Genomic DNA, 21,218 nt, shown 5'->3' with positions numbered 1-21,218 from the left:
CTGCGCAGTCGGGGGAATGCCGGAGCGGTTCCCCCGACTATGCAGCGCCCCCGGATGCTAGTCACGTAGTCGGGGGAATGGCGGGTGCATTTCCCCCGACTGTGCGGCGCGCCCGGAGGGGGTCACGTAGTCGGGGGAATGGCGGGGGCCGTTCCCCCGACCGTGCGGCGCGCCCGGCGGGAGGGCGCCGCGGTGACGGGCCCCGGGAGGGCGAGGGAGGAGCGGGAGCTCAGAATCCCTGGCCGAGGCGGTAGAACACCTGGTTGGTGCGCAGCTCCTGGGCGAAGGAGCGCACGGTGGTGTCCTCGTCGATGACGGCGAGCTCGAGATCGCCGATCTGGGCGAGGTCCTGCCAGGTCTCGAGGTCCACGGCGCTGCTCATCACCGTGTGGTGGGCGGCGCCCGCGGTCAGCCAGCACTCCGCGGAGGTCGCGAAGTCGGGAGCGGGCTCCCAGACGGCGCAGGCCACCGGCAGGTTCGGCAGGTCCTCGTCGGGCTCGACCACGGTGACGACGTTGGCGATCAGCCGGAACCGCTCGCGCAGGTCGCTCATGGCCACCACCACGGCGGGGCCCGTGTCGGCCATGAACTTCAGGCGCACCGGGTCCTCCCGGTCGCCGATGCCCAGCGGATGGATCTCGAGGGAGGGCTTCGCGGTGGTCAGGGAGGGGGAGACCTCGAGCATGTGGGCGCCGAGGATCTTCTCGCTGCCGGGGGTGAGCTCGTAGGTGTAGTCCTCCATCAGGGAGGCGCCGCCGGGCAGGCCGTGGCCCATCACCGCGGCCACCCGCACCAGGATCGCGGTCTTCCAGTCGCCCTCGGCGCCGAAGCCGTACCCGTCGGCCATCAGGCGCTGGACGGCGAGGCCGGGCAGCTGGCGCAGCCCCCGAGGTCCTCGAAGTTGGTGGTGAACGCCTTGAAGCCGCCCTCGTCGAGGAAGGTGCGCAGGCCGATCTCCTGGCGGGCACCGTAGCGCAGCGACTCGTGGCGCTCGCCGCCGGCCCGCAGCTCGGGGACCACGTCGTAGAGCTCCTCGTACTCGGCGACCAGCGCATCGATCGCGCTGTCCTCGACCGCATCGACGACCTCGACCAGGTCGTTGACGCCCCAGGTGTTCACGGAGACGCCCAGGCGCAGCTCGGCCTCGGTCTTGTCGCCCTCGGTGACGGCGACGTTGCGCATGTTGTCACCGAAGCGGGCGAGCTTGAGCGAGTGCAGCTCCGCCCAGCCGGTGGCGGCGCGGGCCCAGCGGCCCACCTTCTGCTGGACGCCCTCGTCCGTGGCGTGGCCGACGACGGTCTTGCGGTTGACCCCGAGCCGGGTGGCGATGTACCCGAACTCCCGGTCGCCGTGGGCGGCCTGGTTGAGGTTCATGAAGTCCATGTCGATGGTGGACCAGGGCAGCGCCACGTTGGCCTGGGTGTGCAGGTGCAGCAGCGGTGTGGCCAGGGCATCGAGGCCCTGGATCCACATCTTGGCAGGCGAGAAGGTGTGCATCCAGGCGATGACGCCCACGCAGGCCGGGTCGGCGTTCGCGGCCAGGGCGATCTCGCGGATCGCGTCACGGTCGGTGAGCACCGGCTTCCAGACGATCTTGACCGGGATGTCGGAGGCCGCGTCGAGGGTCTCGGCGATGGTGCGGGACTGCTCGGCGACCTGGTCGAGGGTCTCCGGGCCGTACAGGCCCTGGCTGCCGGTGAGGAACCAGATCTCGCGGGTGTCGAAGGGGTTGTCCATGGGGGCCTCGGCTTTCGTGGCGGGTGGGGGCGGTGCGGGGCGCGCAGGGCGCGGGGCGGGGAGACGCGGGGCGGGGAGGATGCGGAGGGCGAAGGGTCAGCGGGCCTCGGCGGCGTCGTCGGCCGCGTCGGCGCGCTGGCCGTAGACGTTCTGGTAGCGGTCGTACAGGGAGTCGACGAAGCCCTGCTCGATCGGCAGCGGCTGTCCGAGCTGGCGCGAGATGTGCACGGTGCGGGCGACCTCCTCGCACATCACCGCGGCCTTGACCGCGTCGCGGGCGTCCTTGCCGATGGTGAAGGGACCGTGGTTCTGCATCAGCACGGCACGGCTGCGGGAGCCGCGCAAGGTCTCCACGATGCCGCGGCCGATGGAGTCGTCGCCGATGATCGCGAAGGGGCCCACCGGGATCGGGCCGCCGAACTCGTCGGCCATCATCGTCAGCACGCAGGGGATCTCCTCGCCGCGGGCGGCCCAGGCGGTCGCGTACGTCGAGTGGGTGTGGACCACGCCGCCCACCTCGTCGAGGTGCGCGTACACGTAGGCGTGGGCCGCGGTGTCCGAGGAGGGGACCAGGGAGTCGGGGGTGCCGTCCTCGATCTTCACCCCGTCCAGGGTGCACACCACCATGGTCTCGGCGCTGAGCTCGTCGTAGGAGACGCCGGAGGGCTTGATGACCAGCAGGCCGGGCACCTCGGGGTCGGTCGCGGGCACGCGCTCGGAGACGTTGCCCGCGGTCCACACCACGAGCTGGTTGCGGGGCAGCTCGGCGTGCAGGGCGGCGACCCGCTCACGGGTGGCGGCCACGGCGTCCTGGGTGGCGCGGGGGAGGGAGGAGAGGGCAAGGGTCATCAGGGGCTCCTGGGTGGTGGAGGGGTGGGCCGGGGTCAGTCGAGCAGCTCGCCGGCGAGGCGCTCGACCGGCAGGCCGGTGCGGTAGCCGGCGAGCCAGGTCGCGTGTCCGGCCATGCCGGCCGCGTCGGGCTCCAGGGTGGTCAGGAGCTGGGTGGCGAAGATCTGCTCGGACAGGAAGCGGCTGAGGGAGACGGTGCTCCCGGCCTCGGCGGAGGCGGCGTGGGCGGTGTAGGCGGCGAGCAGGGCCATGCCCCAGGCGCCGCCCTCGCCGGCGGAGTCGCCGACGGCCACCGGGGTGGCGATCGCATCGGCGAGCACCTGCTGGGCCACACCCAGGGTGCGGAAGATGCCGCCGTGGGCGTACATGACGTCCAGCTGCACGCCCTCGTCCTTCAGCAGCGCCTCCATGCCCACCGCGAGCGCGCCGAAGGCGCCGTAGAGCTGGGAGCGCATGAAGTTCTCGAGGGTGAAGCGGGCGCCCTGCTCGCGCACCAGCAACGGCCGGCCGGAGGGGACGCCGGTCTGGTGCTCGCCGGAGATGTAGTTGTAGCTCAGCACCCCGCCGGCGTCGCCCTCGCCCTGCGCGCCGGCGGCGAACAGGGTGGCGAAGAGCTCCTCGGGATCCAGGGGGCGGCCGATCAGCTCGGCGAAGCGGCCGAACAGCCCCAGCCAGGCGTCGAGGTCGCCGGTGCAGTTGTTGGTGTGGATCATCGCGACCGGATCGCCCGACGGGGTGGTGACCAGGTCGATCTCCTCGCGCGGCCCGGACAGCGGCCCTCGAGGACGACCATCGCGAAGGCGCTGGTGCCGGCCGAGACGTTGCCGGTGCGGGGGGAGATGGCGTGGGTGGCGACCATGCCGGTGCCCGCATCGCCCTCCGGGGCGGCGGCGACGGCGCCCGGCTGCAGGGCGCCGGTGGGGTCGAGCAGGGCCGCGCCCGCTGCGCTCAGGGTGCCGGCGTCCTGACCGGCCACGAGCACCTGGGGCAGGATCTCGGGCAGCGACCAGGGCGCGGCGGCGACGTCGTCGAGGGCGGCGAAGCGCTCCAGCAGGGCCGGGTCGTAGGAGTCCCCGGACTCCGCGATGGGGAACATGCCGCTCGCATCGCCCACCCCGAGCACCTTGCGGTCGGTGAGCTTCCAGTGCACGTAGCCGGCCAGGGTGGTGAGGAACCCGAGCCGCTGCACGTGCTCCTCGCCGCCGCGGATCGCGTGCAGCAGGTGGGCGACACTCCAGCGCAGCGGGATGTTCACCCCGAAGGCGTCGCTGAGCTCGGCGGCGGCGGCGGTGGTGTAGGTGTTGCGCCAGGTGCGGAAGGGGGCCAGCTGGTTCCCCTCGGCGTCGAAGGGGAGGTAGCCGTGCATCATCGCGGAGACGCCGATGCTCGCCAGGGAGGTCAGCTCGAGGCCGTGGCGGGCGCGCACGTCGTCCGCGAGGTCGCGGTAGCAGGCGCGGATCCCGTCCCAGGCGTCCTCGAGGGAGTAGGTCCAGTTCTCCTGCTCGAGGGAGCTCTCCCAGGCATGGGAGCCGGAGCCGAGGACCGCGCCGGCGTCGTCGACCAGGGCCGCCTTGATGCGGGTCGATCCCAGCTCGAGGCCGAGGTGCGCCAGACCGGCGCGGAGAGCGGCGGCGGCATCGTCGGGGCGGTCGGCAGCGGGCACGTCAGCGGGCGTCATGGGCCCACTCAATCATCCCGGTGGCGCGATGTCAACGTTCACATTGGATCGGTTCAACCCCCCCGCATGCCGGGTGCGGGGCGGGCCGGCGGGCCTCGGCGGCGGACCTCGACGGCGGGCGAGGGAGCCGGCGGCGGCCGCGGGAGCCGGCGGCGGGCGGCATGGCTCGCGCGATCAGTGGGTGCGCTCGGGCCGGGTGGAGCGCCGCACCACCAGGCGCGGCGGCAGCGTGCGGGGGGTGCCGACGGGAACGGTGCGCCCCTCGAGCAGGCACAGCAGGCGCGCCAGCGCCAGCCGGCCGAGCTCGGCGAAGGGCTGGGCGACCGTGGTCAGGGCCGGCACCAGGAACTCCGCGCCCAGGGTGTTGTCGTAGCCGACCACCGCGACGTCCTCGGGGATCCGCAGCCGGTGCTCGTGCAGGGCATGCATCACGCCGATCGCCATCATGTCGTTGGCGGCGAAGATCGCATCCGGCAGACCGTCCCTGACCAGGGCGTTCGTGAGGTCGTAGCCGGAGCGGGGGGTCCAGTCCCCGGGGCCGAGGACCTCGCCGTCGAGCCCGTGGTCCTGCAGCGCCTGCTCGAAGCCGTCGCGCCGGGCGCGGGCGTCGAACCAGTTCGCGGGCCCGGCGGCGTGGACGACGGACCGCGCCCCGGTGCGGGCGAGGTGCTCGATGACCTGCCGGGCGCCGAGCCGCTGGTCCACGCCCACCACCTCGACACCGGGCACCCGGGGCGGCTGCGCGGAGACCGCCACCACCGGGGTGGAGCGGGCCACCGCCGCGACCGCCGGCACCATCGCCTCGTGCGCGGCGACCACCAGGATCCCGTCGGCCCCCGAGCCCAGCAGCTCGGCCCCCACCTCGCGGTCCCCGTCGTCGTCGGCGCCGACCGTGGTCAGCAGGACCGAGTAGCCCGCCTCGCGGGCGGCGGTCTCGATGGCGGTGGTGGTCTCGGCGGGTCCGAACAGGGAGGAGCCGTCGGTGAGCACGCCGATCAGGGAGGAGCGCGTGGTCTTCAGGGCCCGGGCGGCGCGGTTGCGGGTGTACCCGAGCTCGGAGATCGCCTCGAGCACCCGCGAGCGGGTCTCCGGGCGCACGATGTCCGGCTCGTTGAGCACCCGGGAGACGGTCTGGTAGGAGACCCCGGAGCGCGCGGCGACATCGGCCATGGAGGGGCGGCGCGGCACGGTGCTCATGGTCGGTCCTCTTCCTCCTGTGCCGGGGCGGCGGGCGGGGTAGCGAGCGGGGCGGCGGGCGGGGTAGCGAGCGGAGCGGCGGGCGGGGTGGCGGACAGGGGCGGCGGTGCGGCTGATCTGCGGAAGCGCATTCCCGCGGGCTCGCCGCGCGAGATCGGTCATTCCGGACGAACGTCGTTGCCGAGTTGTGACCCGGGCGGGTCCCATCGGCTTGACATCCGAGGCAATGTGAACGTTAGCATTCGGTGCGCTCCACGCCGCAGACGGCGTGCCCCGCATCGGAGAGGGGCCCATCGGGGCCCGCACCGTCCCCGCCGACGACCCGGCGGCGCCACGACCGGCACGGCAGCCGGCCCGACGTCGCCAGATCATCAAGGGCATCGCCACCACCGGCATCGCCGGCACCTGAGGTCACCCTCGGCGCCCCCGCCGAGGGACGCGCGAGCGGCGCCCCGGTCCTCACGACCGGGGCGCCGTTCGTCGTCCGTGTCGGCATCGGATCGCGCCCGCCCTCCTGCTCGGAACGTTGCGTCATTGTGATGCTGCTCACGCAGTGCAACGTTAGACTCCTCGGACGCCGCAGTGTCGCGGCGCAATGAACCCTCGAAGGAGATGGTCATGACCGTCAAGAAGCAGCTTCCCCGTCCCTCTCGGCGTGCGGCGCTCGGCCTCGGAGGGCTGGCACTGGCCAGCGGCGGCCTGGCGGCCTGCGGCGGCAACACCGGCGGCCTCACCGACGGGGGCGGCGGGGGCGGGGGCGACACCCTCTCGCAGTGGTACCACCAGTACGGCGAGGAGGGCACGCAGGACGCTGCGAACACCTACGCCGCCGCCTACGAGGCGGCCACGGTGAACGTCAACTGGGTCACGGGCGACTACGCGGCGCGGCTTTCCACGGCGCTCCTCTCGGGCGGCGGGGTCGACGTCTTCGAGAACAACGCGATCGCCGTCGACCAGGCGCAGCAGGGCCGCTACGTCGACCTCACCGATCTGATCGAGCCGATCAAGGACCAGTTCAACGAGGCGTCGCTGGGTCCGGTCACGATCGACGGCAAGATCTGGGGCATCCCGATGATCCTGGACCCCCAGCACTTCTACTACCGCAAGAGCCTGTTCGAGGCGGCGGGCATCCAGCCCCCCGAGACCTTCGACGACCTGGTCGCCGCGGCCACCGAGCTCACCACCCCGGACCGGAAGGGGCTGTTCCTGGGCAACAACTTCGATGCGAACTCCTGGGCGATGATCTGGGCCGCGGGCGCGTCCCCCTTGAACGACGCCAAGGACGCCGTCGGCTACAACACCCCCGCCTACGCCGAGGGGCTCGGCGCAATCCAGCAGATGATCAAGGACGACGTGCTGCTCACCGGGGCGCCGTCGGACTGGGCGGATCCGGCGGCGTTCGCCGCAGGACTGGCCGCGATCACCTGGGGCGGCTGCTGGGCGCTGCCGGCGCTCGAGGGTGCGCTCGACGACATCGGGGTGTTCCCGCATCCCGCCGTCGGCGCCGAGGGCCGCCGGATCACCATCATGAGCAGCTGGAACGAGCAGGTCGCCGGAAACAGCGAGAAGGTCGACGCGGCCAAGGAGTTCGCCAAGTGGCTCTGGGTCGACCAGACCGAGCACCAGACCGACTGGGCCCTGAGCTACGGCTTCCACATCCCGCCGCTCACCGCGGTCGCCGAGCAGGCCGAGGCGCTGAAGGAGGGCAACGGGCTGGAGATCGCCACCATGGCCCAGGAGATGGGCGTGACCGGTCCGCCCGAGTGGACCGGTGACATCGGGACCCCGCACGCCGATGCGGTCAGCAACATCCTCAAGAACGGCGCCGACCCGGCCGAGGAGCTGGCGGCGGCGGAGGAGGCCAGCAACCGGGCCATCAGCTCGTGAGCACGTCGGCACCGCCGCGGACCGCCGCGTCAGGCGCCGCCACCGGTCGCAGCGGCCCCACCCGGATCAAGGGGAGCGGACTCGCGTTCTGGCTGTTCTTCGCCCCGTTCCTCATCGGGCTGCTCGTCTTCACGATCCTCCCGCTGCTCTGGGGCGGCACGCTGAGCCTGTTCGAAGCTCGTGGCACGGTGCTGCCCACCCGGTTCATCGGGCTGGACAACTTCCGCAGCTTCCTTGTGGACACGGCGTTCCTGCAGTCGCTGCGCACGTTCATCGTCTTCGCGCTGTTCATCGTGCCGACGACGATGGCCGCCTCGCTCGGGCTCGCGGTGCTGGTCAACGGTCTGCCCCGGTTCCAGATGTTCTTCCGCTCGGTGTTCTTCCTGCCGACGGCGTGCAGCTACGTGGTGGCCTGCGTGGTGTGGAGGCTGTCGCTGTTCAACGGCCTCGAGTCGGGTGTGGTCAACCAGCTGCTGGGCGTGCTGGGGATGGAGTCGATCTCGACCTGGCTGTCCGCATCCCCGTACTGGTGGATCGTGCTCGTCTCGGTGCGGCTGTGGCTGCAGGTCGGCTTCTACATGCTGCTGTTCCTCGCCGGTCTGCAGGCGATCCCCGCCCAGCTGTACGAGGCGGCGGCGGTCGATGGGCTCAGCCCCGGGGGCTTCCGCATGTTCCGCCTGATCACGCTCCCGCAGCTGCGCACCACCTCCGCGGCGGTGCTGCTGCTCCTGCTCATCGCGGCCTTCCAGGCCTTCGACGAGTTCTACAACCTCACCGGCAACAATCCCGAGACGCGGCCGCCCCTGGTGTACCTCTACAACATCGCCCTCGGCCCGCAGCAGGACTTCGGCCGGGGATCGGCCGGCGCGCTGGTGCTCACGGCCATCATGGTGGTGGCCGGTCTGCTGCAGACCTGGCTGGTGGGCTTCGGATCCGACGACGACAGCGGCAAGGGTCGGTTCCGGCGGCGGCGCGGCCCGCGCCGTGGAGCGCCGGTGACGGCCGGGACGGTCCCGGCCGCGGAGGAGACGCCGACGACCGGGGCGGAGGTGGGGCGGTGAACGCTCAGCTCAACATCGTCGGCCAGCGGCGCGGCGGCGCGGGCGTGGTGCTGCGCTATGCCGTCGCCTCGTTCCTCGCGCTCGTGTTCCTCCTCCCCTTCTACGCGATGATCAAGACGGCGCTGTCCACGAACGAGGAGATCTACTCCCAGGACTTCGTCCTCTGGCCGAGCGCACCGCAGTGGCAGCGCGTGCCCGAGCTGCTCTCGGACCCCCGCTACCTGGAGGCGCTGATGAACTCGGCGATCATGGCGGTGGTGTCGACCTCGCTGTCGATCCTCATCGCCTCGCTCGCCGGGTACGCGCTCGTGCGCATCCCGAACCGGGCGGCGAAGCCGATGTTCATGCTGGTGATCGTGGTGCTGCTGGTGCCCGCGACCACCGCGTTCGTGCCGAACTTCATCATCGTGGCGTCGCTGGGCTGGATCGGCACCCTGCAGGGCCTGATCGTCCCCGGCCTGTTCAGCGCGTTCAACGTGTTCCTGTTCCGGCAGTTCTACGTCAACTTCCCGCGCGAGATCGAGGAGGCGGCCTACATCGACGGCGCCGGGTTCTTCCGCACCTTCTTCCGCATCGTCTTCCCCAACACCCTCCCCTTCGCCTCGGCACTGACGGTGCTCGGGCTGATCGGTTCCTGGAACGCCTTCCTGTGGCCGTTGGTGGTGGCCGGTGACGGGCAGAACGCGATGACGGTGCAGATCTACCTGTCGTCCTTCCTCACCGCCCAGACCTTCGACTACGGGGGCCTGTTCATGGCGGCGACGGTCAGCCTGATCCCCGTGCTGCTCGTCTTCTTCGTGCTGCAGCGCTACCTCGTGGCGGGCATCGCGGCGACCGGGCTGAAGGGGTGAGCGCGATGAGCAGGGCCGAGAGCGGGCCGGCGCGACCGGCCTGGGCGACGCCGCTGGCCGATCCGGCGGTGGTGCGCACGAGGGACGGGTGGATCGCCTACGGGACCGGTCCCGTCGTGGACGGGCGGGCGGTGCCCGCGGCGCTCTCCCCGGATCTCGTGACCTGGCACGGCATCGGGCAGGTCCTGGACGCCCTGCCCCCGGACGCCGGTGACTCCTACTGGGCGCCCGAGGTCTGCGAGCGCGACGGGGCCTGGTGGATGTACTACTCCGTGGGGCACGGTGACCGCGGGCACCGGATCCGGGTGGCGCGGGCGGACCGGCCGGAGGGTCCGTTCCACGACCAGGGCGTGGTGCTGACCCCCGACGAGCGCTTCGCGATCGACGCCTCACCGTGCCGTCTCGAGGACGGCACCTGGTGGCTGTTCTTCGCTCGTGACGTGCTCGAGCATGCGCGGCCGGGCACCCACCTGGCGGCCGCGCCGCTGCTCAGCCCGACGCAGCTGGGGGAGCCCGTGAGCGTGCTCGCGCCCTATGCCGACTGGCAGATCTATCAGCGGCGACGGGAGATGTACGGCCGGACCTTCGACTGGCACACCCTCGAGGGTCCGCACGTCGTGGCGCGCGGCGGGCGGCTGCTGATGACGTGGTCGGGAGGCTCCTGGCAGGGTGCGGGCTACCGCACGGCCTGGGCGTGGGCGACCTCTCCGCGTGGGCCGTGGACGGTGCCGGAGGACGGGGCGGACGTCCTGCTCCGGAGCGACGACGAGTTCATCGGGCCGGGCCACAACTCCTGCACCCTCGGCCCGGACGGGCAGGACGTGATCGTCTTCCACGCCTGGGACGAGGCCCGCACCGGGCGGTACATGCACCTGCGGGAGCTCCTCGTCGACCCGGTCGCGCCGAGCCTGCGGGTGGGGCGGCGCCTGGGCGGGTGAGGCCTCCGGCCGGCGCTGCGGTCGCTGTCAGCGGGTGTAGGTGAGCATCCGGTAGCGCAGGCCGTTCTTGGCCTCGTGCCAGCCCGCATCCGGATCGGAGGCGGCGAGGGAGAAGGCCGACGGGATCTCCGGGGCCGTGGTGTCCCCGTCGACCTCGAGGTCGATCTCGGTGACCACCAGCAGGTCCGCCGCGGCGATCGCCTCGCGGTACACGGCGCCGCCCCCGATCACCCAGAGGGTCGCCCCGGGCCCGCCCGCGGCCGCCTCGCGGGCGAGCCGCAGGCCGTCCGCGAGGTCCAGGGCGCGCACCGCGCCGTGGTCGGCGAAGCCGTCGTCGCGGGTGATCACGATGTTGGTGCGTCCGGGCAGCGGGCGGAACCGCGGGGGGAAGGACAGCCAGGTGCGCCGGCCCATCACCACCGGGGAGCCGTAAGTGGTGCGCTGGAAGTGGGCGAGATCCTCCGGCAGGTGCCAGGGCATGGTGCCGCCGGCGCCGATGACGCCGCCGCGTGCCTGCGCCCAGATCAGGCCCACGCGCGGCCGCTCGGCCCCCGGGGCGGGGCCGGGTCCGGCGGTGGGGGACGGGGTGCTCATCGCGTCGTCGGCCCGGTCCCTCACACCGCCACCGGCGCCTTGATGCCCGGGTGGTGCTGGTAGCCGAGGATCTCGAAGTCCTCGAGGCGGTAGTCGAGGATCGAGTCCGGCCGGCGCGCGATGCGCAGCGTGGGGTACGGGAACGGGTCGCGGGACAGCTGCCGGGCGACCTGCTCGACGTGGTTGTCGTAGATGTGGCAGTCGCCGCCGGTCCAGATGAACTCGCCGACCTCGAGGTCGGTCTGCTGGGCGACCATGTGGGTGAGCAGGGCGTAGCTGGCGATGTTGAACGGCACCCCGAGGAACAGGTCGGCGCTGCGCTGGTACAGCTGGCAGGAGAGTCTGCCGTCATGCACCTCGAACTGGAACAGCGCATGGCAGGGGGCGAGCGCCATCTTCGGGATCTCGGCCGGGTTCCAGGCCGTCACGATCAGCCGGCGGGAGTCCGGGTCGGTGCGGATCCGCTCGACGACGTCGGTGATCTGGTCGATCACGCCGCCGTCCGGGGTGGGCCAGGAGCGCCACTGCCGGCCGTAGACGGGGCCCAGGTCACCGTTCTCGTCGGCCCACTCGTCCCAGATGCTCACCCCGTGCTCGTGCAGGTAGCCGACGTTGGTCTCGCCGCGCAGGAACCACAGCAGCTCGACCACCAGCGAGCGGAGGTGAACCCGCTTGGTGGTGATCAGCGGGAAGCCCGCGGCCAGGTCGAAGCGGATCTGCTTGCCGAACAGGCTGCGGGTGCCGGTGCCGGTGCGGTCGCCCTTGGCGTGGCCCTGCTCCATCACCTCGCGCAGCAGGTCCTCGTAGGGGGTCGGGATGGTCACGGGGTCAGCTCCTCGAGTTCGGGGGAGGGGGCGGAGACGGGGGAGGGGGCGCCGGCGGCAGCGCTCGCCGCGCGCTCCGTGGACTCCCGCACCACCAGCGAGTACGGGGTCTCCACCACGCGCGGGGGCCCGTCGTGGCCCTGGATGCGCTCGGTCAGCAGGTCCAGCGCGCTGTGGGCGAGGGCTTCCTTGTCGGGGGAGATGGTGGTCAGCGGCGGCGAGGTGAACGGGGCGTCGGGGGTGTCGTCGTAGCCGATCACGGCGACGTCCTCGGGCACCCGTCGGCCCAGTCGCCGCAGCTGGGCGAGGACGCCGATCGCCAGGTCGTCGTTGCCGCACACGATCCCGTCCACGTCCGGATGGCGCGCGAGCAGCTCGGCGGCGCCCGCGAAGCCGTCGGGGCGGTGCCAGTCCTGGACCACCTGGACCATGCCGTCCTCGGCGCCGAGGCCGTGCGCCTGCAGCGCGGCCAGGAAGCCGTCTCGGCGCAGGGAGCCGGAGCTGTGGGGCTGCAGGCCCTGGGCGGTGGCGATCGCGCCGACGAAGGCGATGCGGCGGCGGCCGGTGGACAGCAGGTGCGCGGTGGCGTCGAAGGCGGCGGCCACGTTGTCGATCCGCACGTAATCGCTGCCCTCGGGCAGGGTGTCCGGCAGGTGCTCGCCGATGAACACGGTGGGCTGCGGGGTGCGCGTCATCTGCGCGAACAGCTTCTCCTCGAGCATCAGCGGATTGAAGATCACCCCGTCGCCGAGCACGCGGTTGAAGCCCTCGAGCACGGTGCGCTCGGCCTCCGGGCCACCCGAGGTGGAGTGCAGCACGACGGTCTGTCCGCGCCGCTGGGCCTCGTCGATGAAGTGCTGCGAGAGGTCCGAGAAGTAGGAGAAGCGCAGCGACGGCACCGCCAGGGTGATGACCTTGCTGGCGCCGGTGCGCAGCTGCTGGGCGGCGACCTGGGGGCGGTAGCCGACCTGCAGGATCGCCTCGCGAACCTTCTCGCGGGTCTCGGCGCGGACATGCGGGTAATCGTTGACCACGTTCGATACGGTCTTGATCGAGACCCCGGCGAGCTCGGCGACATCGCGCAGCGCCGGAGGACGCCGGCGCTGGGGCGAGGAGGAGGTCGGGGGCATAGGGCCGATTGTCTCATCGAACGCGGGGGATCGAGCGGCCTCGCGCGGTCGACCCGGATCGGGGCGCCTGCGGTGTTGACGAGTGACCGGCGTCATGTCAGGCTTATTCCAACGTTGTAGATCGGTTCGCCGCACCGCCGCGCGCATCGACCCCCTCTCCAGAAGGACACCGACACTGATGTCTTCGCAGGTCACCCTTTCCCTGAACTCCGCCTTCCGGGTCGCCCCCGTGCGCCGCCGCACCTTCGGCGCCTTCGTCGAGCACCTCGGCCGCTGCGTCTACACCGGCATCCACGAGCCGGACCACCCCTCGGCCGACGAGCACGGCTTCCGCACCGACGTCCTCGAGCTCACCCGCGAGCTCGGGGTCAGCTCCGTGCGCTACCCGGGCGGCAACTTCGTCTCCGGCTACCGCTGGGAGGACGGCGTGGGCCCCGTCGACCAGCGCCCGGTGCGCCACGACCTGGCCTGGCACTCCTCCGACCCCAACACCGTGGGTCTGGACGAGTTCATGACCTGGGCGAAGAAGGCCGAGGTCGAGCCGATGTACGCGGTGAACCTCGGCACCCGCGGAGTGCAGGAGGCGCTGGATGTGCTCGAGTACGCCAACGCCCCGGCCGGCACCCACCTCTCGGACCAGCGCGTGGCCAACACCGGCGCCGAGCAGCCCCACGGCATCCGCATGTGGTGCCTGGGCAACGAGATGGACGGCCCCTGGCAGATCGGCCACAAGACCGCCGAGGAGTACGCCCGCGTGGCCACCGAGGCCGCCCGCGCCATGCGCATGGAGGACCCGGACCTCGAGCTGATCGTCTGCGGCTCCTCGAGCTCGGCCATGCCCACCTTCGGGGCCTGGGAGAACACGGTGCTCACCGAGGCCTATGACTTCGTGGACATGGTCTCCGCCCATGCCTACTACTCCGAGAAGGACGACGACCAGGCCTCCTTCCTCGCCTCGGCCGACGACATGGACCACTTCATCGACGCCGTCGTCGCCACCGCCGACCATGTGCGCGCCAAGCTCAAGCGCGAGAAGCGGATCATGATCAGCTTCGACGAGTGGAACGTCTGGTACCAGCACCGCGCCGAGTCCCGCCCGCCGAGCGGCGACGACTGGCCGGTGGCCCCGGTGCTGCTGGAGGACATCTACAGCGCCCAGGACGCGGTGGTGTTCGGCAACCTGCTGATCTCCCTGCTGCGGCACAGCGACCGCGTCGCCTCCGCCTCGCTCGCCCAGCTGGTCAACGTGATCGCGCCGATCATGACCGAGCCGGGTGGCCGGGCCTGGAAGCAGACCACCTTCCACCCCTTCGCGCTGACCTCCCGCCATGCCAAGGGCGAGGTGCTGCAGGTGAACATCGACGCGCCGCGCTTCGAGAACCAGCGCTTCGGCTCCAGCTCCTCCGCCGACGCGGTCGCCACCTGGGACGACGAGTCCGGCGACCTCGCCCTGTTCGTCGTCAACCGCGACGCCTCCGGGTCGCTGAGCCTGGGCGTGGACCTCGCCGCCGGCGGCTTCGGGGAGCTCGAGCTGGTCGAGGCCCTCACCCTGCACCACGAGGACCCCTACGCCGCGAACAGCGCCGACGCCCCGGACACGGTCGCCCCGCAGGTCAACGACACCGTCGTGGTCGAGGACGGCCGCCTGCGCGGAGAGCTGCCCGCGATCTCCTGGTCGGTCCTGCGCCTGCGCCGCACCGCCGCCTGAGCTGACCGCCGGCGTCGGGGTCCGGTCACGCGACCGGGCCCCGACGCCCTCCCCTGAACACCCCCGCCCCGTCCCAGGAGACCCCATGACCGACTCCGCACCCGCCCCCACCCTCGCCACCGGCCTCGTCTCCGCGCTCAGCGCGAGCAGCCCCGGCGACGCCCCCACCGGGTCCACCGGCCCGTCGGCCGCGCGCACCGACGGTCCCGCGCGCGTGGTGATCGACCTCGACCTGCCCGGCGCCACCATCAGCCGCCACCTCTACGGCCACTTCGCCGAGCACCTGGGCCGCTGCATCTACGGCGGCTTCTTCGTGGGCGAGGACTCCGAGATCCCGAACACCCGCGGCATCCGCGACGACGTGGTCGAGGCGCTGCGCGCCCTGCGCATCCCCAACCTGCGCTGGCCCGGCGGCTGCTTCGCCGACGACTACCACTGGAAGCACGGCATCGGGCCCCGCGAGGAGCGCCCGCGGATGGTCAACTCCCACTGGGGCGACATCGTCGAGGACAACTCCTTCGGCACCCACGAGTTCATGGACCTGGTCGAGCTGCTGGGCACCGAGGCCTACGTCAACGGCAACGTCGGCTCCGGCACGGTGCAGGAGATGAGCGAGTGGATCGAGTACCTCACCCGCGCCGACGACTCCCCGATGGCCTCCCTGCGCCGCCGCAACGGCCGCGACGAGCCGTGGAAGGTGCCGTTCTTCGGCATCGGCAACGAGGCCTGGGGCTGCGGCGGCAACATGCGCGCCGAGGACTACGCGGCGCTCGCCCGCCAGTACGCGACCTACGTGCGCGACCACGCGGGCAACGAGGTCACCCGCATCGCCGCCGGCGCGAGCGACTCCGACTACTCCTGGACCGAGGCGCTCATGCGCGCCGCCACCAACCTCGAGAGCAAGGACGGCCGGCCCGGCCCGTTCCAGGCGATCTCGCTGCACTACTACACGATGTCCGGCCCCTGGGCCGACAAGGGCTCGGCCACCGAGTTCAGCGAGGAGGAGTGGTACCGCACGCTGTCGCGGGCCGCCTTCGCCGAGGAGCTGGTGGCCCGGCACGCCACCGTCATGGACCACTACGACCCCCACAAGAAGGTCGGCCTGGTCTTCGACGAATGGGGCACCTGGTGGAACGTCGAGCCCGGCACCAACCCCGGCTTCCTGTACCAGCAGAACACCGTGCGCGACGCGCTCGTGGCGAGCCTCCACTTCGACGGCTTCCACCGCCACGCGGACCGCCTGCTGATGGCCAACATCGCCCAGACCGTCAACGTGCTGCAGGCGATGATCCTCACCGATCCCGACTCGGGCGCCCTCGTGCTCACCCCGACGTACCACGTGTTCGCCATGAACGCCGGGCACCAGGACGCCTCCGCCCTCGCCGCGCACGTGCTGCTGCCCGAGGCGCCGGCCGAGGTCGACGGACGCGAGCTGCCGATGATCTCCGCCTCGGCCTCGACCACCGGGCAGACCGCGCTGGTGTCGCTGTCGAACCTCGATGCCGCCGAGGCCCGCACCCTGGTGCTCGACCTGCGCGGCCGCGCGGTGACCGGGCACAGCGCCCGCGTGCTGACCGGCGCGAGCACCGCGGCGCACAACACCCCCGAGCAGCCCGAGGCGGTCGCCCCGCGCGCCCTGGACGCGGTGCGCGAGCACGAGCGGGGTCTCGAGATCGACCTGCCGCCGCACTCCTTCGTGACGGTGGAGCTGCAGCTGGGCTGAGCGCAGCCCGGTCAGGGCCGGTCCCGGGCGTCCTCGCCCGGGGCCGGCCCTCGTCATGCGCGGACCTGCCTCGGCGCCGTCCGCCGCGGTAGTCAACCAAGGGGTTGACGACGGTGACGAGGAGGCGTAGCGTCATCGTTGTCAACCCAAAGGTTGAGAAAGGGAGGTATGGACGACGACATCCTCTCGAGGGCCTTCGCGGCCCTCGCCGACCCCACCCGGCGAGACCTGGTCGCCCGCCTCACCCTCGGTGACGCCACCGTCGGCGAGCTCGCCGCCCCCTACGCCATGTCCCTCCAGGCCGTGAGCAAGCACCTCGCGGTCCTCGAGTCGGCCGGGCTCGTCTCCCGCCGACGCGACGCCCAACGCCGCCCCGTCCATCTCGAAGCCGAGGTGCTGGGGGAGCTGACCTGCTGGATCGACCGACATCGCATCGCCGCCGAGGCCCGCATGTCCCGTCTCGACGACGTCCTGCGCACCCTGAACAGCACCGACTCCGAGGAGCGTCCGTCATGACCACCACCGATCGACTGACCACGGCCACCATCGAGGCCGACCCCGACCTCCCGATCATCCGCATCACCCGGGACTTCCGCGCGACGCCCGCCCAGCTGGTGCGGGCCCATATGGACCCCGAGCTGTTCGCGGCGTGGGTGGGTCCGAAGAGCGTCTCCACCCGCATCGACCACTGGGACGCCCGCACCGGCGGTTCCTATGCCTTCACGAACATCGACGCGGACGGGGAGTACTCCTTCCACGGCTGCTTCCACGAGGTCTCCGAGACGCGGCTGGTCCAGACCTTCACCTATGACGGCTGGCCCGACGGCGTCTCCCTGGACACCATGCGCTTCGAGGACCTCGGCGGGGGCTGGACCCGCATGCACAGCCAGTCCCTGCTGGACTCCTTCGAGGGCCGCAACGGCATGCTCGAGTCCGGCATGGACGTCGGCATCGACGAGGGCTACGCCGCGCTGGACGCGCTGCTGGCCGACGGCGCCGTGGAGGCCTGATCCGGCCCTGTCGCTCCGGGCGCGGCACCTGGCCGGCCTGGCGCCGAAAGGTACCGCCCAGGTGGCACCTTCTCGAGCCCGGCGGGTCGAGGCTTGGCGCCTGTCCGGCCTGGCCCGGAAAGGTACCGCTCAGGTGGCACCTTTCCGGGCCTGGCGGCGGCAGGCTGCCGAGCGCGGTGCCGGGAGGCGGCCGGGTCCCGGCCCGCGATGTGGTCGCGGTCACCACCGGGAGGGCCGCGGCGCCTAAGCTGAGGGGATGTTCTCGAACCTCTCTGCCGGCGCCCTCGGCCTCTCCCTGGACCATCCCACGGCGATCGATCTCGCCGCCCAGCACGGCTTCGGCGGCGTCGACCCCGATCCCGGGTACTTCGCCACCCTCGGCGGCACCGCAGCCGTCGCCGAGCACGCCGCCGCCGTGCGCGAGCGCGGACTCGAATGGGGCCTGGCCGGGCTGCCCGTCCCGCTCGACGCCCCTGCCGCCGAGTTCCGCGAGGCGCTGGTGGAGCTGCCCTCCGCCCTGGAGCTGCTGCGGGCCGCCGGGGTCACCCGGATCGGCACCTGGATCCGCCCGATGCACCAGGCGCGGGACCACCGCACCAACTGGCGACTCCACGTGGGGCGGCTCGCGCTGGTCGCCGAGCTGCTGGCCGACGCCGGGATCCGGCTCGGCCTGGAGTACATCGGCCCCAAGACGTTCTGGTCCGTCGAGCGCTTCCCCTTCATCCACTCGCTGCGCGAGACCCGCGAGCTGATCGCCGAGACCGGGGCGAGCAACGTCGGCCTGATCCTGGACAGCTATCACTGGTACACCGCCGGCGAGAGCGCGGCGGACCTGGCCGGGCTCACCGACGCCGACATCGTCTCGGTGGACATCAACGACGCCCGGGACGACCGCGAGCGGGACGAGCAGCAGGACCTCGACCGGCGCCTGCCCTTCGACACCGGGGTGATCGACCTCGAGAGCTTCATGGGGGCTGTGCGGGCGTCCGGCTACAGCGGACCGGTCAAGGTCGAGCCGTTCCTCAAGGACCTCGCCGAGCGGCCCGTCGACGAGGTGCTCGCGGACGTCTCCGCGCGGCTCGAGCGCGCCGTGAGCGGCGGCTCCGCATCGGCATGAGCGACGAGCGGACCGTCGGGCCGGGCGACGATCGGACCTCTGGGCCGGGAATCGAGTGGACCGCCGGGCCGGGTGCCGCGCTGACCGACACCGCGAGCCCTGCTCAGCGCCGTCGGCGGCTGCGAGCGCTGCTGGGCCTTCCGGCGGCCCTTGCCGAGCAGGCCGCGACCCTCGACCGCCTCCCGCCCGCCGATGCGCAGCCCGCCGAGGTGCTGCTGCGCACGGCGGAGGGCGAGCAGATCCCCGCCTTCCTGCTGCGCCCGGCCCCCGAGGCGGCCACCGGCGCCGGGGTGGTGCTGATCGCCGGGCACGGCCGCGGCATCGACGACCTCGTGCGCACCGACCCCACCGACGAGTACCACGACGGCCTCGCCCACAAGCTGGTGGCGGCCGGCGTGACCGTGCTCTGCCCGGAGATGATCAGCTTCGGCCGGCGCCGCGTCCCGCGCCCCGCCGGAGCCGCGCCGTATCAGCCGGGCGAGAGCTCCTGCACCATCGACGCGGCCCGGCACCTGCTGCGCGGCCGGCCCGTGCTGGGGCGGCGGGTCGCCGACGCCCGCGCCGCCGTCACCGCGCTGCGGCAGGTCCCGGGCGTGGAGGCGCAGCGGGTCGCCGTGGCCGGCGGCTCCGGCGGCGGAGCGGTGAGCCTGCTGCTGGCCGCGGTGGACACGTCGATCGCCGCAGCGCTGGTCGCGACCTACTTCTGCACCTTCGAGGCGAGCCTGTGCGCGATCAGCCACTGCCCCTGCAACATCGTCCCGGGACTCCTGCCGGACCTCGAGATGGCCGGCATCGCGGCGCTGGTGGCCCCGCGTCCGCTGCTGCTCGAGGCGGGGGAGCGGGACCCGATCTTCCCGATCGAGGCCACCCGGGCGGCGTTCGCCCAGCTCGGGCCGGCCTGGGAGGAGCAGGGCGGGGCCCCGCCGGAGCTGGTGGTCACCGACGGCGCTCACGCCTTCCGCGCCGAGGCCTCGCTCGACGCGCTCCTGCAGAGACTGTCCTGAGCCGCCGCCCGTGCGGCGCCGACGGCGCGCCCCACGCCCGAACATGTGTGAGAAACCGTGGCAGATCCGGTCCGGGCGTGGTTCTCGCGCCGATCTGCCGTAGGTTGAAGGGTGTGAACGCCGCTGCGACCCCCGCGTCGCGCGCGACACCCTGCCCTTGAGACCCTGACCCTCCAACGATAGGTACCACTTCATGCCTTCGCCCGTCCGCAAGCTCTCCGCACCCCCGCGTCTGCCCAAGCACGGCATGCGCATCACGCCGCTGGGAGGCCTCGGCGAGGTCGGCCGCAACATGACGGTCTTCGAGTACGCCGGCAAGCTGATGATCGTCGACTGCGGCGTCCTCTTCCCCGAGGAGCACCAGCCCGGCATCGACGTCATCCTGCCCGACTTCACCTCGATCCGGGACCGCCTCGACGACATCGAGTGCATCGTCCTGACCCACGGCCACGAGGACCACATCGGCGGTGTGCCGTACCTGCTCAAGGAGCGGGCCGACATCCCGGTCATCGGCTCGGAGCTCACGCTGGCGTTCATCACCGCCAAGCTCAAGGAGCACCGCATCACCCCGAAGACCATCCAGGTCGAGGCCGGGGACCGTCGCAAGATGGGCGGGTTCGACCTCGAGTTCGTCGCGGTCAACCACTCCATCCCCGACAGCCTCGCGGTGGCGATCCGCACCGGCGCCGGACTGGTGCTGCACACCGGCGACTTCAAGATGGACCAGTTCCCGCTGGACGACCGGATCACCGACCTGCGGGCCTTCGCCCGCCTCGGTGAGGAGGGTGTGGACCTCTTCCTCACCGACTCCACGAACGCCGAGGTGCCGGGCTTCACCATGTCCGAGCGCGACCTCACCCCCGCGATCGACCAGGTGTTCAGCTCGTCGCCCAGGCGGATCATCGTCTCCAGCTTCGCCAGCCACGTGCACCGCATCCAGCAGGTGCTCGACGCCGCCCACGCCAACGGCCGCAAGGTCGCCTTCGTCGGCCGCTCCATGGTGCGCAACATGGGGATCGCCCGCGACCTGGGCTACCTCAACATCCCCAAGGGCCTCGTCGTCGACTTCCGCAAGATCCAGTCGATGCCGGACCACAAGATCACCCTGATCTGCACCGGCTCCCAGGGCGAGCCGATGGCCGCGCTGGCCCGCATGGCCAACGGCGACCACCAGATCCGGGTGGGCGAGGGCGACACCGTGTTGATGGCCAGCTCGCTGATCCCCGGCAACGAGAACGCGATCTACGGGATCATCAACAAGCTAACCGATCTCGGCGCGAACATCGTCCACAAGGGCAACGCGAAGGTCCACGTCTCCGGGCACGCCAGCGCCGGGGAGCTCGTGTACTGCTACAACATCGTGCGCCCCAGCAACGTCATGCCGGTCCACGGGGAGTCCAAGCACCTCCACGCCAACGCCGAGCTCGCGCGCCGCACCGGCGTGCCCGAGGACCGGATCGTGCTGGGCCAGGACGGCGTCACCGTCGACCTGGTCGACGGTCGCGCCACGATCACCGGCAAGGTCGACGCCGGCCTGGTCTACGTCGACGGGCAGACCATCGGCACCGCCACCGAGGACACCCTCGCCGAGCGCCGCCTGCTCAGCGGCGGCGGCGTGGTCACCGTGGTGGCCCTGATCGACCCCAAGACCAACCAGCCCACCGAGCCGCTCGAGTTCCTCACCAAGGGCTTCGTCCACGACGATCGCACCTTCGAGGGCGCCTCGGCCCAGGTCACCAAGGCGCTCCAGCGCGCCAAGGACGACAAGATCGACGACATCGCGGCGCTCGAGGCGATCATCGTCGACGCCGTCAGCGGCTACCTCCGCCGCACCTACCGCCGCGAGCCGGCCGTCATGGCCGTGGTGGTCGACGCCTGATCAGCGCGCCTGACCAGCGCCGGGACGGCCG

The 21,218-nt window shown here is 72.0% G+C and carries 18 protein-coding genes and 2 pseudogenes; 12 read left to right on the top strand and 8 right to left on the bottom strand.

Features of this window, described 5'->3' with window-relative positions; genetic code table 11:
- Positions 1–229: 229 nt before the first annotated feature.
- From ACOJUI_RS15625 to ACOJUI_RS15605, 5 genes and pseudogenes are all read right to left on the bottom strand, one after another.
- The gene (locus ACOJUI_RS15625) at positions 230–742 is read right to left on the bottom strand and encodes a hypothetical protein (protein ID WP_422117684.1); all 513 of its coding nucleotides are present in this window, start codon (positions 740–742) and stop codon (positions 230–232) included.
- An 81-nt stretch (positions 743–823) separates the two neighbouring features.
- A pseudogene (locus tag ACOJUI_RS15620) lies at positions 824–1,737 on the bottom strand (L-arabinose isomerase family protein); the annotation flags it as partial.
- 96 nt (positions 1,738–1,833) lie between these two features.
- Complete coding sequence (locus tag ACOJUI_RS15615; protein WP_422115848.1) at positions 1,834–2,586, bottom strand: L-ribulose-5-phosphate 4-epimerase; 753 nt, start codon at positions 2,584–2,586, stop codon at positions 1,834–1,836.
- 35 nt (positions 2,587–2,621) lie between these two features.
- Positions 2,622–4,264: pseudogene (locus ACOJUI_RS15610) on the bottom strand (xylulokinase).
- 174 nt (positions 4,265–4,438) lie between these two features.
- Complete coding sequence (locus tag ACOJUI_RS15605) at positions 4,439–5,461, bottom strand: LacI family DNA-binding transcriptional regulator (RefSeq protein ID WP_422115847.1); 1,023 nt, start codon at positions 5,459–5,461, stop codon at positions 4,439–4,441.
- A 268-nt stretch (positions 5,462–5,729) separates the two neighbouring features.
- On the opposite strand from ACOJUI_RS15605, the gene ACOJUI_RS15600 reads away from it, so the two are divergent.
- From ACOJUI_RS15600 to ACOJUI_RS15580, 5 genes are all read left to right on the top strand, one after another.
- Entirely contained in the window at positions 5,730–5,870 is a 141-nt protein-coding gene (locus ACOJUI_RS15600) for a hypothetical protein (RefSeq protein ID WP_422115846.1), read from the top strand.
- Between the two features lie 209 nt (positions 5,871–6,079).
- Positions 6,080–7,348, top strand: a complete 1,269-nt coding sequence (locus tag ACOJUI_RS15595; protein ID WP_422115845.1) for an ABC transporter substrate-binding protein — start codon at positions 6,080–6,082, stop codon at positions 7,346–7,348.
- The gene (locus ACOJUI_RS15590; RefSeq protein ID WP_422115844.1) at positions 7,345–8,409 is read left to right on the top strand and encodes a carbohydrate ABC transporter permease; all 1,065 of its coding nucleotides are present in this window, start codon (positions 7,345–7,347) and stop codon (positions 8,407–8,409) included. The genes ACOJUI_RS15595 and ACOJUI_RS15590 overlap by 4 nt, the downstream gene beginning before the upstream one ends.
- Positions 8,406–9,260, top strand: coding sequence for a carbohydrate ABC transporter permease (locus ACOJUI_RS15585; protein WP_422115843.1), 855 nt, complete (start codon positions 8,406–8,408; stop codon positions 9,258–9,260). The genes ACOJUI_RS15590 and ACOJUI_RS15585 overlap by 4 nt, the downstream gene beginning before the upstream one ends.
- Before the next feature lie 5 nt (positions 9,261–9,265).
- The gene (locus tag ACOJUI_RS15580) at positions 9,266–10,198 is read left to right on the top strand and encodes a glycoside hydrolase family 43 protein (protein WP_422115842.1); all 933 of its coding nucleotides are present in this window, start codon (positions 9,266–9,268) and stop codon (positions 10,196–10,198) included.
- 27 nt (positions 10,199–10,225) lie between these two features.
- Here the strand turns inward: ACOJUI_RS15580 and ACOJUI_RS15575 are convergent, their stop codons facing one another.
- The 3 genes from ACOJUI_RS15575 to ACOJUI_RS15565 are packed head-to-tail and all read right to left on the bottom strand — an operon-like array spanning position 10,226 to position 12,746.
- On the bottom strand, positions 10,226–10,792 hold the full coding sequence (locus ACOJUI_RS15575; protein WP_422115841.1) for a dihydrofolate reductase: 567 nt from the start codon (positions 10,790–10,792) through the stop codon (positions 10,226–10,228).
- 20 nt (positions 10,793–10,812) lie between these two features.
- Entirely contained in the window at positions 10,813–11,616 is an 804-nt protein-coding gene (locus ACOJUI_RS15570; RefSeq protein WP_422115840.1) for a thymidylate synthase, read from the bottom strand.
- The gene (locus ACOJUI_RS15565) at positions 11,613–12,746 is read right to left on the bottom strand and encodes a LacI family DNA-binding transcriptional regulator (RefSeq protein WP_422115839.1); all 1,134 of its coding nucleotides are present in this window, start codon (positions 12,744–12,746) and stop codon (positions 11,613–11,615) included. Before ACOJUI_RS15565 ends, ACOJUI_RS15570 begins: the two co-directional genes overlap by 4 nt.
- Positions 12,747–12,924: 178 nt before the next feature.
- On the opposite strand from ACOJUI_RS15565, the gene ACOJUI_RS15560 reads away from it, so the two are divergent.
- The 7 genes from ACOJUI_RS15560 (at position 12,925) to ACOJUI_RS15530 (ending at position 21,187) form a co-directional block, all read left to right on the top strand.
- Complete coding sequence (locus ACOJUI_RS15560; RefSeq protein ID WP_422115838.1) at positions 12,925–14,454, top strand: alpha-N-arabinofuranosidase; 1,530 nt, start codon at positions 12,925–12,927, stop codon at positions 14,452–14,454.
- 85 nt (positions 14,455–14,539) lie between these two features.
- Positions 14,540–16,177: an alpha-N-arabinofuranosidase gene (locus ACOJUI_RS15555; protein WP_422115837.1), complete on the top strand. Its 1,638-nt coding sequence runs from the start codon at positions 14,540–14,542 to the stop codon at positions 16,175–16,177.
- 168 nt (positions 16,178–16,345) lie between these two features.
- The gene (locus tag ACOJUI_RS15550) at positions 16,346–16,693 is read left to right on the top strand and encodes an ArsR/SmtB family transcription factor (protein ID WP_422115836.1); all 348 of its coding nucleotides are present in this window, start codon (positions 16,346–16,348) and stop codon (positions 16,691–16,693) included.
- The gene (locus tag ACOJUI_RS15545; RefSeq protein WP_422115835.1) at positions 16,690–17,187 is read left to right on the top strand and encodes an SRPBCC family protein; all 498 of its coding nucleotides are present in this window, start codon (positions 16,690–16,692) and stop codon (positions 17,185–17,187) included. The genes ACOJUI_RS15550 and ACOJUI_RS15545 overlap by 4 nt, the downstream gene beginning before the upstream one ends.
- Positions 17,188–17,443: 256 nt before the next feature.
- A complete protein-coding gene (locus ACOJUI_RS15540; RefSeq protein WP_422115834.1) occupies positions 17,444–18,304 on the top strand; it encodes a sugar phosphate isomerase/epimerase family protein in 861 nt (286 codons plus the stop codon).
- Positions 18,301–19,308 (top strand): dienelactone hydrolase family protein, encoded by a 1,008-nt coding sequence (locus ACOJUI_RS15535; protein WP_422115833.1) that lies wholly within the window; start codon positions 18,301–18,303, stop codon positions 19,306–19,308. Before ACOJUI_RS15540 ends, ACOJUI_RS15535 begins: the two co-directional genes overlap by 4 nt.
- Before the next feature lie 193 nt (positions 19,309–19,501).
- Entirely contained in the window at positions 19,502–21,187 is a 1,686-nt protein-coding gene (locus ACOJUI_RS15530) for a ribonuclease J (RefSeq protein ID WP_422115832.1), read from the top strand.
- The last annotated feature ends 31 nt before the right edge of the window (positions 21,188–21,218 follow it).

Origin of the sequence: Brachybacterium sp. UNK5269 (genome assembly GCF_049266655.1) — a bacterium.
Taxonomy (GTDB): Bacteria; Actinomycetota; Actinomycetes; order Actinomycetales; family Dermabacteraceae; genus Brachybacterium.
Note: the sequence above shows the minus strand (reverse complement) of the source record. Positions and strands in the feature narration are given on the sequence as shown.